The 14,574-nt window shown below is 36.0% G+C and carries 11 protein-coding genes; all 11 read right to left on the reverse strand.

Annotation, left to right across the window (positions count from 1 at the left end; genetic code table 11):
• Window positions 1-169 precede the first annotated feature (169 nt).
• A complete protein-coding gene (locus tag AC1VAQ_RS16000; protein WP_479904182.1) occupies window positions 170-1,210 on the reverse strand; it encodes a hypothetical protein in 1,041 nt (346 codons plus the stop codon).
• 92 nt (window positions 1,211-1,302) lie between these two features.
• Window positions 1,303-3,141, reverse strand: a complete 1,839-nt coding sequence (gene purD / locus AC1VAQ_RS16005; protein WP_330699226.1) for a phosphoribosylamine--glycine ligase — start codon at window positions 3,139-3,141, stop codon at window positions 1,303-1,305.
• Complete coding sequence (gene purM, locus AC1VAQ_RS16010; RefSeq protein WP_334306948.1) at window positions 3,129-4,157, reverse strand: phosphoribosylformylglycinamidine cyclo-ligase; 1,029 nt, start codon at window positions 4,155-4,157, stop codon at window positions 3,129-3,131. Before purM ends, purD begins: the two co-directional genes overlap by 13 nt.
• Before the next feature lie 444 nt (window positions 4,158-4,601).
• A complete protein-coding gene (gene purF, locus AC1VAQ_RS16015; RefSeq protein WP_302596984.1) occupies window positions 4,602-5,999 on the reverse strand; it encodes an amidophosphoribosyltransferase in 1,398 nt (465 codons plus the stop codon).
• Between the two features lie 13 nt (window positions 6,000-6,012).
• The gene (gene purC, locus AC1VAQ_RS16020; RefSeq protein ID WP_302596985.1) at window positions 6,013-6,717 is read right to left on the reverse strand and encodes a phosphoribosylaminoimidazolesuccinocarboxamide synthase; all 705 of its coding nucleotides are present in this window, start codon (window positions 6,715-6,717) and stop codon (window positions 6,013-6,015) included.
• Window positions 6,718-6,775: 58 nt separating this feature from the next.
• The gene (gene purE / locus AC1VAQ_RS16025; protein ID WP_302596986.1) at window positions 6,776-7,264 is read right to left on the reverse strand and encodes a 5-(carboxyamino)imidazole ribonucleotide mutase; all 489 of its coding nucleotides are present in this window, start codon (window positions 7,262-7,264) and stop codon (window positions 6,776-6,778) included.
• 72 nt (window positions 7,265-7,336) lie between these two features.
• Entirely contained in the window at window positions 7,337-11,059 is a 3,723-nt protein-coding gene (locus AC1VAQ_RS16030; protein ID WP_302596987.1) for a phosphoribosylformylglycinamidine synthase, read from the reverse strand.
• A 464-nt stretch (window positions 11,060-11,523) separates the two neighbouring features.
• Window positions 11,524-12,246, reverse strand: a complete 723-nt coding sequence (gene sigF / locus AC1VAQ_RS16035; RefSeq protein WP_302596988.1) for an RNA polymerase sporulation sigma factor SigF — start codon at window positions 12,244-12,246, stop codon at window positions 11,524-11,526.
• A gap of 33 nt (window positions 12,247-12,279) precedes the next feature.
• A complete protein-coding gene (gene spoIIAB, locus AC1VAQ_RS16040; protein WP_302596989.1) occupies window positions 12,280-12,705 on the reverse strand; it encodes an anti-sigma F factor in 426 nt (141 codons plus the stop codon).
• 25 nt (window positions 12,706-12,730) lie between these two features.
• Window positions 12,731-13,069 (reverse strand): STAS domain-containing protein, encoded by a 339-nt coding sequence (locus tag AC1VAQ_RS16045; RefSeq protein ID WP_302596990.1) that lies wholly within the window; start codon window positions 13,067-13,069, stop codon window positions 12,731-12,733.
• A gap of 116 nt (window positions 13,070-13,185) precedes the next feature.
• Complete coding sequence (locus AC1VAQ_RS16050) at window positions 13,186-14,574, reverse strand: tetratricopeptide repeat protein (RefSeq protein WP_302596991.1); 1,389 nt, start codon at window positions 14,572-14,574, stop codon at window positions 13,186-13,188.

Genomic DNA, 14,574 nt, shown 5'->3' on the forward strand with positions numbered 1-14,574 from the left:
CAACCCACACTCGGGACTTTCACCCGTTAGACTACGCCCATGCTGGGCACACCATTATAAAAAGCTTAAGACTTTAACTTCTTAAGCTCTTTCTTTTTTACACTTTTATATTCTCTATGATTATTTACTCATCGTTTCAAAACCTTTTTCTTTACACCAAAATTTAAAGCTAAACAAAAAAATTCTGCTCAATTCTACTTAAATGTTTTATACTAAATTTAAGATTCTCTTCTGTCCTTTCTTTTTGCATAACTCCTTGTTTAAAGTGTTTCATAAACTCTTGTAATTCAATCCTAATCTCTTCATAGGTTATCCCTTTTTTTAATCTATCCTCTGTATTTCCACTGGCAATTACACGCAATAGCATCTCAACTTTATCTATTAATATCCTGATATATATCTCTCTATGTTCTTCTACTGCTTCGTCTCCTCTGCCTGTAAACATATCTTCTATTACTACTATTGATTCTCTCACACTCTTTATGCTTCTTTTAATAGAACAAGTTTCTATATAGGTTACATAATCACTTTTTAATTTTATCTCTTCTCCGTCTAGCAAACGAATATATAAAAGCCCACATTCTTCCATGCATACATTTCCCAAGATAACCTTACCCTTACTTAAACTATCTGTACAGTATGGCTGTATAGCAATAGGTAATTTATCTATCAGCCCAATAATCTCAGTAGGTTTTGCTGCATTTATAATTTTCCCATATAGCAATCGTAAACAAATTATAATCATTAAATGCTCAACACCTATTATACCAATTGTTAATATTTTAGATTGTACTGATTCATCTATTAGCATTATTAATCTACTATTTCCACCCATTAAAATTCCACAAATAGCACTGCTTATCTGTATAACCCATATTCCCCTTTGCTTTTCCTCCACACTTAATGAACTCATTTTTATTTTATCTATTTTCAAAAACAAAAATAAAATTGATAATAAAATTAATATATTAATAGCCCACAATACCAGTTCATTCAGTGTACTTCTATCTAATAGTTGATTACATATACTCCATGTTACTAAAACATATATTATATATACTATAAATATTGCTATACTTATTCTACTATTTTTATTTATCTTATTTTCTTCAATCTTACTTGTTACTATGTACTCAATTATAGCCCCTATCATTCCTACTATAGTTATAATATAAAAGATATCATCTGGTTTTATACCATTCCACGCCATTATCCATCATCTCCTTTATTAGATTCTATTATCATAACAAAAAACAACTCATAAATATCTACTACATATTTATGAGTTGTCTCAATAACTTTCTATTTCGCTATATCTGTTCTATACTGCATACCATCAAAACTTACTTTCTGAGCCTCGGCATAAGTTTTTTCTCTTGCTTCTGCTAAAGTATCTGCAAGACTTGTGATAGCTAATACTCTACCGCCATCTGTTTGGATTGTGTCTCCAACTTTTTTAGTACCAGCGTGGAAGAGGTATGTTTCTTCATTTAATATATTAAGACCTGTAATGATATCGCCTTTATGAGAAGACTCTGGATAACCCTTACTTGCTAAGACGAGTGTCATACTTTGTCTTTCATCCCACTCAATGTTCACCTCTGCAAGTGTGCCATCGATGCAAGCATTCATAATTTCTACAAGGTCTGTTTTAAGTCTTGGAAGAACGCTTTGTGTTTCCGGGTCGCCAAAGCGTACGTTGAATTCTAGAACTTCTGGATTTTCACCATCAATCATAAGACCGATGAAGAGAACGCCTTTGAAGTCTAAGTTTTCTTTTTGGAAGCCGTTGATGATTGGTTTTAAGATACGGTTTTCAATATTTGTTTTAACAGCTGGTGTGATAATTGGGTTAGGTGAGAAACCGCCCATACCACCTGTGTTAAGGCCTTTGTCATTATCTAAGGCACGTTTGTAATCTCTAGCTGTTTCCATTGGAACAATTGTTTTACCATCTACAAAACAAAGGAGTGATGCTTCGATGCCTTTGAGGAATTCTTCAAGAACAATCACATCTCCTGCACCTTCAAATTTGCCTGAGAAGATTTCACGAATGCCTTCTTCTGCGTCTTCGTAACTTTCACAAATGAGGACACCTTTACCTGCTGCAAGGCCATCCGCCTTAACAACTACTGGTAAATTAAATGTTTTCATTGCTGCTACACATTCTTCTACTTGCTCTTTTGTGAAGCTTGCATATTTTGCTGTAGGAATATCATTACGCATTAAGAATTCTTTTGTGAAACGTTTGCTACCTTCAAATTCTGCACACATTTTGTTTGGACCAAAAGCTCTAAGGCCTGCTTCATTTAAACGGTCAACAATTCCCATTACTAATGGTACTTCTGGACCTACAATCGTTAAGTCTATCTTTTCATTTTTTGCAAATGCTACTAAGCCATCAATATCACTCGCACTAATAGCTACATTTGTAAAAGCTTCTTCTGTCCCACCGTTTCCTGGTGCTACAAAGATATTTGCTTCTTTGTGAAAACGTTTAACAGTATGGGCAATAGCAGATTCTCTTCCGCCATTTCCGATAACCAAAATTTTCATAGGTGGCTGACTCCCTTCTAACATTTGAATAGCTTCCACGAAAATGTGGTGCTCTATTTGATCTAAAATACGTGCCTGTAAACTTTGTGGTGTATCATCTGGTAAAACTTCAAGTTTTCTTTGAAGAATGATTTTCCCTGTATCCACACCCGCATCAATATAATGTACTGTCGCGCCACTTTCTTTTTCCCCAGCAGCAATGACAGCTTCATGGACATGAATGCCATAGTAGCCCATACCGCCATACTTAGGTAAAAGTGATGGATGGATATTAATGATACGTCCACCATACACGTCAAGAAGTGTTTGATCAAGGATTTTAATATACCCTGCACATACGACAAGGTCTACTTTTGCTTCAAGTAAAATATCTAAAATGCTTTGATTATAACCTGCTTCTTTAGGATCTACAAAGTAATCTGGAATATTATGTTTTCTTGCACGTTCAAGACCATAAGCATCTTTTTTATTTGAAATCACACAAACAACTTTGCTTTGTAACATGCCGTTTTCTGTGGCATCAATGATGCTTTGTAAATTTGTACCACCACCCGATACAAGTACCCCAAGTCTTAATCCTGACATAAAATCACACCCTTATTACCTTCTACGATTTCACCGATTATACTAGCTGGTTCATTAATTTCTTTAAGTGCTGCAAGTACTTTATCTGCATCATTGCTATCTACTACAAGCATCATACCGATTCCCATGTTAAATGTATTGTAGAGCTCATTTACATCAAGACCTGATGTTTCTTCTAAGAATTTATAAACAGCTGGTTTTTGAATAGCTTTTAAATTAATTTTAGCATCTACGCCTTCTGGAAGTGTACGTGGTACATTTTCAATGAAGCCACCACCTGTAATATGTGCAATACCTTTGATTTTAGCTGCTTTTTTAGCTGCTTTTACAGCTTTTACATAAAGTTTAGTTGGTTTAAGTAAAGCTTCACCATATGTTTCACCCAGCTCTTCGCTATATGCATCAAGTTTTACCCCTGATACCTCAACTAATTTTCTAACAAGTGAGTAACCATTGCTATGTACCCCAGTTGAAGGAAGACCAATGATTGTATCTCCTGCTTTAATCGTACTACCATCAATCATCTCGCAGCGGTCTACAATCCCTACTGCAAAACCAGCTACATCATATTCACCATCTGGATAAAAGCCTGGCATTTCAGCAGTTTCACCACCAACAAGTGCACATTCGCTTTCTTTACAGCCATCTGTAATGCCTTTTACAATATTAGCAATATGTTCAGGTGCAATGCGACCTGTTGCAATATAATCTAAGAAGAATAAAGGCTCTGCCCCACCACAAATAATATCATTTACACACATAGCTACTGCATCGATCCCGATTGTATCATGTTTATTCATATCAAAAGCAAGTTTAAGTTTAGTACCTACCCCATCTGTCCCAGATACAAGTACAGGCTCCTTCATTCCAGCAAAAGCACCTAAAGAAAATGCCCCACCAAAGCTTCCGATATCCGTTAAAACACCTGGAATAAATGTTGATTTAACATGCTCCTTCATTTGAGCTACAGCTTCATAACCGCGGTGTACATCCACACCAGCATCTTTATAAGTAATCTTTGTATTAGACATAATCTTCCTCCTTGTTTATAAACACACAAGCAGCCACAAAGCCACAGGCCCCGGGCTGCATATACAAATTTTATATTTCTATTAAATGAACAAAATCTGAATTACCGTTCTATCTAAAAGCCGTTTATCTTACTAATCTACTTAGTAACTTCAAAAATCCACTACCCACCACAAGTCTATTGCTTACTTCAGCCATTTCATTTTACATCCACTTATAAGTAGGCTAGCACTTCTCCAACCAGAAGCACGCCTATCCTACAAGTACAAATAACCAACTTTTATAAGTAGCCTTATTATCTCCATTTCCGCCGCAAGCAGAATCAATTAACTTTTCTCTCATCAGCGCCATCTTTTAGCTTAGATGTGACTGGGAATGCCCAGCGATTTCCCCAGTCACCCCTCCTAAACTAGCCTTCCTAAGCTAGCCTTTTAACATTCAGATGGCGGCGTCCCTATTGGCACTTCCATTGGATATTTTCCATTGAAACAAGCTTTACAAAACTGGCTCTTATGTCCGCAAGCTTCACGAAGTTCTTCTTCTCCTAAATATGTGAGTGAATCTGCACCAAGCCATTCACAAATTTCATCAACTGTTTTTTGTGCCCCAATAAGGAATTCCCTATATGGTGTATCAATTCCGAAATAACATGAATATTGTACAGGTGGTGAAGTAATACATACGTGAACTTCTTTAGCGCCTGCTTTTTTGATCTGCTCTACAATACGTTTACATGTTGTACCTCTTACGATTGAATCGTCAATCATAATCACGCGTTTACCTTCTAAGTTCTGTCTAAGTGGAGAAAGTTTGATTTTAACCGCATTTTCTCTCATCTCTTGTGTTGGCTGAATGAAAGTACGTCCTATGTATCTATTTTTAACAAGTCCTTCTCCGTAAGGAATACCTGATTCTTTTGAATAACCAATAGCTGCTGGAATGCCTGAATCTGGTACTGGCATAACCATATCAGCTTCAATTTTTCTTTGTTTTGCAAGAAGACGTCCTGTATTTACGCGGAAATCATATACGCTATCACCATCAATGACACTATCTGTTCTTGCAAAGTATATAAGTTCAAATACGCAAAGGTGTTTTTGACAGAAGTTGGCTGGTTCAATACTTCTGATACCTTCATCATTGATAACAACAATTTCTCCTGGCTCTACATCTCTTACGAATTCTGCATCGATTACTTCAAGTGCGCAGCTTTCAGAAGCTAATACATAGCCATCTGCAAGTTTACCAATGCAAAGTGGGCGAAGGCCATGTGGATCTCTGATACCAATTAAGTCAGTTCCCGTTGTAAGGACTAAAGCATAAGCTCCTTTTACAAGGCTCATTGTATTTTTAATCCCATTTTCAATTCCTTTATTACTATATCTTGCAATAAGATTTAAAATAGATTCTGTATCTGTTGTACTATGGAAGATTACCCCACTATCCTCAAGAATCTCGCGGATATTTTTAGCATTTACAAGGTTTCCATTATGAGCAAGACCAATGTCACCTTTTTTGTATTTCGCTACAAGTGGTTGTGCATTTCTTACATCCTTGTCACCAGCCGTTGAATAACGTACATGCCCGATTGCAATATTTCCTTGTAATTCATTTAAAGATTTCTCATCAAATATATCAGCTACAAGGCCCATCCCTTTTTTAACTTCAATGTCACCGCTATTATTTACTGCAATGCCAGCACATTCTTGACCTCTGTGCTGAAGGGCAAATAGACCATAATATGCCATGCGTGCTGCATTTTTTTCTTGGCGATAAATTCCAATTACGCCGCACTCTTCATGTAAAGAATCATCTTGTAAAAATTTCATTTGGCGCTCTCCCCTATTTCGTTACTCTTTTAAGCATTTCTTGGTAAACTTCTTCTACACCACCAAGGTCTCTTCTGAAACGGTCTTTATCTAATTTTTTGTTTGTTTCAGCATCCCAAAAACGGCATGTATCAGGAGAAATTTCATCTGCTAAAATAATTTTACCGTCAACGCGTCCAAGTTCGATTTTGAAGTCGATAAGTTTAACACCAATTTTTGAGAAGTATTCTTTTAATAACTCATTGATTTTAAATGTCATTTCTGTCATTGTTTTGAGTTCTTCTGCTGTTGCAATGCCAAGTGCTAAGATATGATAGTCATTAATCATTGGATCACCAAGTGCATCATCTTTTAAACAGAATTCAATTGTAGGATTTTTAAGCACTGTTCCTTCTTCTACCCCAAAACGTTTTGAGAAAGAGCCAGCTGCTACATTACGAACAATCACTTCAAGAGGTACGATTTCTACAGCTTTTACAACTGTTTCTCTATCATTAAGCTCTTCTACAAAATGTGTTTCAATCCCATGCTCAGCAAGCATTTGACACATAATATTGCTCATACGGTTATTAACAACACCTTTACCTACGATAGTTCCTTTTTTCTCGCCATTGAAAGCTGTTGCATCATCTTTATAACTTACTACATAGTATTTAGGATCTTCTGTTCTATAAACCTTTTTTGCTTTACCTTCATATAATAATTCTGTTTTTTCCATGACAATTCCCTCCATAAACATTAGCTTTATTTAAAATGATTTGTTTGCTTATTTAAATCTACATAAACTTACTGCTAACTGCTGCATCTTTAGCGGCTACTTTTTCTGCCATCTCTACTTTATAAGCTTGAAGCTTCGCTTTAAGCTCAGGATTGCTAAGTGCTAACATTTGTACTGCTAAAATTCCTGCATTTTCTGCCCCATCGATAGCAACAGTTGCTACTGGAATACCTGGTGGCATTTGTACGATTGAAAGTAATGAATCAAGTCCATCAAGTGTACTTGACTTGATTGGCAGACCAATCACTGGAAGTGTTGTATAAGCTGCAATAACGCCGCCAAGATGCGCTGCTTTACCAGCTGCCGCAATAATAACTCCCACGCCTCTTTCTTCTGCTGTTTTTGCAAATTCTTCAGCCGCCTGAGGTGTGCGGTGTGCAGAAATAACGCGAACTTCTACATCTACACCAAACTTTTTAACCATGTTTACGCCTTTTTCTACTACTGGAAGATCTGAGTCACTTCCCATCACAAATGCTATTTTCATAAGAGCCTCCCTTGTGTTAGAAGATAGGGCAGTGCACTATTCTTCTAACACGCTTTTACTAATCTTAATCTATTATTTAAAGTAGTTAACACCTGACTCGAAGATTTTTTGATCCTTAAGACCAGGAATATTTTTATGAACAAAGCTTCCAATACGCTCACTATGTCCCATCTTACCAATGATTCGGCCATCAGCAGATACAATCCCTTCGATATTATGCATACTACCATTTACATTCACGTTACCATCACTGCTTACAAAACCATTTTCATCAACATATTGGCTAAATACTTGCCCTTTAGCAATAAGTTCTTGAAGTATACTTTCTGGTGCTACGAAACGGCCTTCACCATGTGATAAAGGAATTTCATACATCTCACCAAGATTTACACCATTAAGCCATGGTGACGCAACACTTGTAATCTTCGTTTTTGCCATAAGTGAAATATGTTTACCGATTGTATTGTAAGTAAGTGTTGGACAGTTTGCATCCATTTCTTGAATTTCACCATATGGTAATAACCCCAGTTTAACGAGAACTTGGAATCCGTTACAAATACCAAGCATTAAACCATCTTGTGTATATAAATGTTCATGAATTGCTGCTTTTAATTTTTCACTTCTAAATACTGAAGCAATGAATTTACCACTACCATCTGGTTCATCCCCCGCTGAGAATCCACCTGGGAATGCAATGATTTGTGCATTACAAATGCCTTTATATAATCTTTCAATAGAATCTTCAATGTCACTATTTGTACGGTTTACGAAGAGAACTTCATTCACCTTTGCACCAGCTTTTTCAAAAGCACGTCTTGTATCACCTTCACAGTTTGTACCTGGGAATACTGGAATCATAACCTCTGGTTTAGCAATTTTATTTTGCGCAATATATATTTTGCGTTCACCCTTAAAGGTTGCATCTATTGCTTTGTCTTCGCAGTCTACTTTTGGTACAAATACTTTTTCTACTACTGAAAGCATTGTGCTTGTTACTTCTTCTAAGCTTACTGAAATGCCATTGATTGTAAGTGCTTTTTCTGCAACTGTTTCACCAATCACTTCATAAATATCACTTTCAAGTGTATTTGCCACTTCTGTTGAAACTTCAAGGATAAGGTCACCATAGTTTGCTTCAAATGGTGCTATTTCACTTGTTAAATTTACATTTGCTCCAATTTCATTACCAATTGCCATTTGACTAAGTGCTGCTACGATGCCGCCTTTACCAATTGCATAACTACTTTTTACTTTGCCGGCTTTAACAAGTTCATATACACTTGTATAAGCTTTGTGCATTTGTGAGAAGTCTGGCATAAATTTATTATCTTTAGGAATAGCTACATAAACTAATTTGCTACCTACTTCTTTTAAGCTACCGCTTACACAGTCTTTTGCATCTCCTACATTACATGTGAATGAAATAAGTGTTGGCGGTACGCTGATATTTTCAAATGTCCCTGACATACTGTCTTTTCCACCGATTGCTGCAAGACCAAGTTCTTTTTGTGCTGTGAGTGCCCCTAAAAGTGCTGCTACTGGTTTACCCCAACTTACTTCATTTTCACCAAGTCTTTCGAAGTATTCTTGGAATGAAAGATATGTTTTTGTATAATCGGCACCAAGTGCTACAAGTTTTGCAATACTTTCAACTACTGCATACATTGCACCATGGAATGGTGATTTTTCTGAAAGGTATGGATCAAAACCATGTGTCATATACGTTGCAGCTGTTGTTTCACCTTCAAGTACTGGAATCTTAGCTACCATACCCACTTCTTTTGTAAGTTGTTTTTTCCCACCATATGGCATAAGTACTGAAGCTGCACCGATTGTACCATCAAACTGCATACCTAAACCTTTTTGAAGTCCTACATTTAAGTCCTTTAAGTTTGCTAAAATGCTTTCTTTAGATAAGGCGATGCTTTCTACCTCTAAAGTAGGTGCTACAACTTTTGCCACTCTTCTTTGTGTCACACCTGCACTATCTAGGAAGCTTCTATCAATATGAACAACTTCTTTACCTCTCCAAGTCATTACAAGCTGCTCTTCGGAAGTCACTTCTGCTACACATACTGCATTTAAGTTTTCTTTGTTTGCAAGGGCAATCATTTCTTCTAAATCTTCTTTAGCAATAGCAATTGCCATACGTTCTTGTGATTCAGAGATTGCAAGTTCTGTCGCATCAAGTCCCATATATTTAACAGGTACTGTATCAAGATTAATGCGAAGTCCTTTTGCAATTTCACCGATGGCAACACATACACCACCCGCACCAAAGTCATTACAACGTTTAATGCGTTTTGAGAACTCTGGATTTCTAAATAATCTTTGAAGCTTTCTTTCTTCTACTGGATTCCCTTTTTGTACTTCAGAGCCACATGTTTGAAGTGATTCTTCTGTATGTTCTTTAGATGAACCTGTTGCGCCACCGCAGCCGTCACGGCCCGTTGCTCCACCTAAAAGAACGATTACATCACCAGCTATTGGTTCTTCACGTTTTACGCTAGATTTCTTAACGGCACCTACTACTGCACCTACCTCTAAGCGTTTTGCTTTATAACCTTCATGGTAATATTCTTTAACTTCACCAGTTGCAAGTCCGATTTGGTTACCATATGAACTATAACCATTTGCAGCTGTTTTAGTAATAACACGTTGAGGAAGTTTTCCTGGAATTGTATTTTCAATAGCCTCATTAGGATCTGCTGCACCTGTTACACGCATTGCTTGATACACATAGCTTCGTCCTGAAAGTGGATCACGAATAGCTCCGCCAAGGCAAGTTGCTGCACCACCAAATGGCTCAATTTCTGTAGGGTGATTATGTGTTTCATTTTTAAAGAGAATGAGGTATTCTTCTTTTTTGCCATCTACATCAATAGCTTCTTCGATTGTACATGCATTAATTTCTTCTGATTCAACAAGTTCTTTAAGTTTGCCTTGCTCTTTTAAATATTTCACAATGACTGTTGCCATATCCATAAGGCATACTTTCTTATGTGTACGTCCAAGTTCTTCACGCATGCCATAGTATGTTTCAAGAGCCTCTTTGATAGGTGCTGCAAATTCGCCTTCTTCAATTTCAATATCTGTAAGCTCTGTCATAAATGTTGTATGTCTACAGTGATCTGACCAATATGTATCTACCACTTTTAATTCGGTGTAACTTGGATTTCTATTTTCACCTTTGAAGTAGTTTTGGAAATAAGTTAAATCTTCAAGGCTCATTGCAAGGCCTTCTTTTTTTCTAAAAGCTTCTAAAGCATCTTGTGTCATATCCACGAATCCTTCAAGCACTTTGACATCTTCTGGCACTGGATAAGTCATATCTAAGCTTTCTACTTTTTCAAGACTTACTTCTTCTGACTCCACCGGATTGATTACACTTTTCTTAATCTTTTCTTTTTCAGCTTCTGTAAGTTTTCCATTAATTATATAAACTTTCGCTGTTTTAACAACAGGATTAAGTGTACTGTCAATTGTGCGAATACATTGTACACATGAATCAGCTCTTTGATCATATTGCCCTCTTAAAAAACTTACAGCAAAAGTAAAGTCTCCATATCCTTCTAAATCTTCTTCAAATAAAACATCTGATTGTGGTTCAGAGAAAATAGTATTTAATGCTTTCTTATAAGCTTCTTCGCTTACATGCTCCATATCATAACGATTAAGGATGCGAATGCTCTCTACATTTTCAATATGTAAGAACTCTTCTAACTCCTTCTTCATACGTTTAACTTCTACATCAAAACCTTTTCTCTTTTCTACATAGACTCTGAAAACACTCATCGTGGTTCCCCTTTCATAAGTATTACCTGTTTTAACTAATCTAAGATTAACACAATCGGTATATATCGTCAATAAAAATTCGAACATTATTTTTTCAGATTTTAATATAGTTCGATTATTTTAGGATTTTGTGTTTAAATACCCTATTTTTTATGGTTATTTACTATTTTTACCTTTTATTTTTAGCTGACAAGCCATTTTTACCGAACATTATATGTAAACCCACCTTTTATCAGACATAAACATTCGATATATTTATCTAATTTTTATATAAAATAACTATTTTTTTACCCCAAAAACAAAAAAAGATGGCACTTTTTGTTCTCAGTGTCATCTTTCAACTCAAACTATTCATCATTTTAGCTCTTCACTTTTCACGCTTTATTTTTCATGCTTTATTTTTCATGCTTTATCTTTCATGCTTTATTTCTTACACTTTACCTTTTATGCTTTACCTCTCCATCTCACTCTTTATCCATCATTCCCTTAAGCTTCTTCAGTATCCGCTTCTCAATCCTAGAAACCTGTACCTGTGAAATATTAAGCTGAGTGGCAATTTCCGTCTGCGTACGGTCTTCAAAATATCTGAGTGTAATGATTTCTCTTTCTATAGGAAGTAGCTTCTCAATGAGTTCTTTCAAAACCATCTTATCTACAATGCTACCTTGCTCCGATGGTGCCTCATTAATTTTATCTGACAAGGTAATAGGTTTTCCATCACCTTGATAAATGACAGCATTCAAGGACTCAATCTCTGCATTTGACTCTAAGGCTAAGGCCACTTCTTCCACTTCTAGGTCTAATCCTGCTGCAATTTCACTAATAGTTGGTTCTCTATTATACTCTTTTATAAGTTCTTCTTTAATGACCCTTACCTTATAGGCTGTCTCCTTCAAAGAACGACTTACCTTAATCATGCCATCGTCTCTTAAAAAGCGTTTAATTTCCCCTACAATCATAGGTACTGCATATGTTGAAAACTTTACATTAAAGCTTAGGTCAAACTTTTCAATACTTTTTAGAAGTCCTATGCTCCCAATTTGAAATAAGTCTTCCATGTCATAACCACGATTATTAAACCTACGTACTAAACTCCAAACAAGGCCCATATTTTCTTGGACAAGTATTTCTCTTGCACCATCATCACCTTTTTGTGCTCTTTTGATTAATTCAAGGGTATGATCCATTTCTCCCACCTTCTCTCTCGGTTTCTCCCCTATTTACCCAAGAGATCTTTTCATTTTTACGCTAGTTCCCTCGCCTACTTTGGATTCTACAAACACCTCATCCATCATAGATTGCATCACAGTAAATCCAAGTCCTGCACGTTCTTCCTCTTCTGACGTGGTATAAAGCGCCGTCATAGCTTCTTCTATATTAGGAATCCCTTTCCCTTTATCAATAATTTCTACGCTGACATTCTTCCCTTCATAAGCGCATTTCACAACAATCTTTCCTTCACTATTCCCCTCATAACCATGGATAATACTATTTGTAACCGCTTCAGAAACAGCCATCTTAATATCATATAGTGTTTCTACAGTTGGGTCTAATTGTGAAAAGAAAGCAGACACAGCTGTACGTGCAAAAGCTTCATTGATTGACCTACTTAAAAATTGTATCTCCATTTCATTTTTCTTTAGCATTTATATTTATCCCCCTTGCTTTAACTTAAGTTAAGTCATTCAGTGCTTGTACTTTATTTTTATACACGCGCACCACCTTATATATCCCAGACATATTTAATAAGCGTTCTACCTTAGGTGATACATTATAGAGCGCTACTCGTCCACCTAATAATGCGGCACTTTTAACCCGCCCCATTAAGAGCCCAATGCCAGAGCTATCCATAAACTCTACATTCTCAAAGTCAAAGGCCATATTTTTATACGACCCCTTACTATATGCTCTCTCTATATCTTCTTTTACATCCTTGCATGTATGATGGTCTATCTCTCCACCTATGCATACAATGAGCGTTTTATCATGTGTATAATATTCTACGTTCAAAGAGTTCTCCCTCCTTATATTCTCACAACTTACTTTATTTGTATATTTTGAATATAATAAGAATATCTCTTTTTCTAATATTTGTCAATAATTTTCCATAATTTTACTATAATTTTCTAACCTTGACTTTTTATTTCATTTAAGCGCTCTTCTGACCAAAGTGCTTCTGTAGTATTAGGATAATTATCAATCACCTCATTAAAATACATCATGGCTTTCTCATCATTTTCTAAACCTTGTTCGCTGCATCCTAAATAATATAAAATACGTTTTTTATTTTGTTCATTTGAAGCATACAGTAGAGCTGTTTCTAAACTCATTTTAGCTTCACTAAATGCACCACTCTGTAAAAGACTATATCCCTTGTTACATAAATTACTGCTTGCATAATTATAAGCGCTGTCCCTAAGCTGTATGTAATTTGCATTCTCTTCTTCAGACAAGTACTTTGGGGCGATATTATAGAGTATTTCAGCAGCGCCCTCATAATCCCCCTTTGCAATTAAATCCTCGCTTTGCAGCAACTTCTCTTGCTGATTCTTTTTCCCCATTGTTTCTTCATAAGCTGTTTTATCTGATTTTAACTTATCATTTTCAGCTTGCAACTTGCTAATGTCTTCTTCATGCTCTAGTTTTAAAGTATCCATGGCTGTACTTATGGCTTCCTTCTCATTTTGAAGACGTGCAGCCTGTTCTTTATACGCGGATATCTTAGAAGGTGTCACAAGATTACTTTCTGCAATCCACATGCATAACACACCCATTAAAAAATATAATGTATAACGTAAAAATAAGTTATTACGTTCTAATATAGGTGCTTTATTTACTGGCCTCTCTGCTCCTCCCGCAACCGCATATTCTTGTTCATAAGACTGGATATTGTCAAGGCCCTCATGTTTAAGTCGTTCCAAGTATTCTAATGCCTTCGTATGGTCACGGTCAATCTTCAAGGCCTCCCTTAACTGTTCATGCGCTTTTCTTAACTTATTCGTCTGAATATAACATAGTGCCAGTAAAACTCTTGCTTCTATAAACTTAGGATTAATACTTACAGCTTTTTTCAACCTGATAATGGCTACATCTTCATTTCCCTGTTTCAAGTATTTAAGGGCTTTATTATAAAGACTACTTGAATCATTATATGTTTCTAATACCTTAGGATTACTTTGAACCTTATTAATATATTCTGTCGCTATATTATCTTCTTTTTCTAGTGCACTGCTCACAATCCACGCTTTAAGCCCTAATGCTACTTCTCCTATTTCACAATAAATAAGGCCAAGCAAATTTCTTGCCGCTATATTATATTTATTAAAACAAATTGCCTTTTCTAATAATTTTTTAGCTGTTGTAAGCTTTCTCTGCTTTGCTGCCGCATAGGCCTTGGTATAATAGTCATCACTTTTAAAATAGCATTTTTTAACCCATGCCACTTCACTTTGACAGGTAGTACATTGGTCCTCATAGCTTAATACACTTCCACAATAAGGGCACAGCTGCTCCAT

Source organism: Cellulosilyticum sp. (assembly GCF_982396655.1).

Excerpts from the sequence above, each read along its gene's own strand:
- AC1VAQ_RS16000 (WP_479904182.1), bottom strand. The coding sequence starts at position 1,210 with ATGGCGTGGAATGGTATAAAACCAGATGATATCTTTTATATTATAACT.
- purD (WP_330699226.1), bottom strand. The coding sequence starts at position 3,141 with ATGTCAGGATTAAGACTTGGGGTACTTGTATCGGGTGGTGGTACAAAT.
- purF (WP_302596984.1), bottom strand. The coding sequence starts at position 5,999 with ATGAAATTTTTACAAGATGATTCTTTACATGAAGAGTGCGGCGTAATT.
- purC (WP_302596985.1), bottom strand. The coding sequence starts at position 6,717 with ATGGAAAAAACAGAATTATTATATGAAGGTAAAGCAAAAAAGGTTTAT.
- purE (WP_302596986.1), bottom strand. The coding sequence starts at position 7,264 with ATGAAAATAGCATTTGTGATGGGAAGTGACTCAGATCTTCCAGTAGTA.
- AC1VAQ_RS16030 (WP_302596987.1), bottom strand. The coding sequence starts at position 11,059 with ATGAGTGTTTTCAGAGTCTATGTAGAAAAGAGAAAAGGTTTTGATGTA.
- sigF (WP_302596988.1), bottom strand. The coding sequence starts at position 12,246 with ATGGATCATACCCTTGAATTAATCAAAAGAGCACAAAAAGGTGATGAT.
- spoIIAB (WP_302596989.1), bottom strand. The coding sequence starts at position 12,705 with ATGCTAAAGAAAAATGAAATGGAGATACAATTTTTAAGTAGGTCAATC.
- AC1VAQ_RS16050 (WP_302596991.1), bottom strand. The coding sequence starts at position 14,574 with ATGGAGCAGCTGTGCCCTTATTGTGGAAGTGTATTAAGCTATGAGGAC.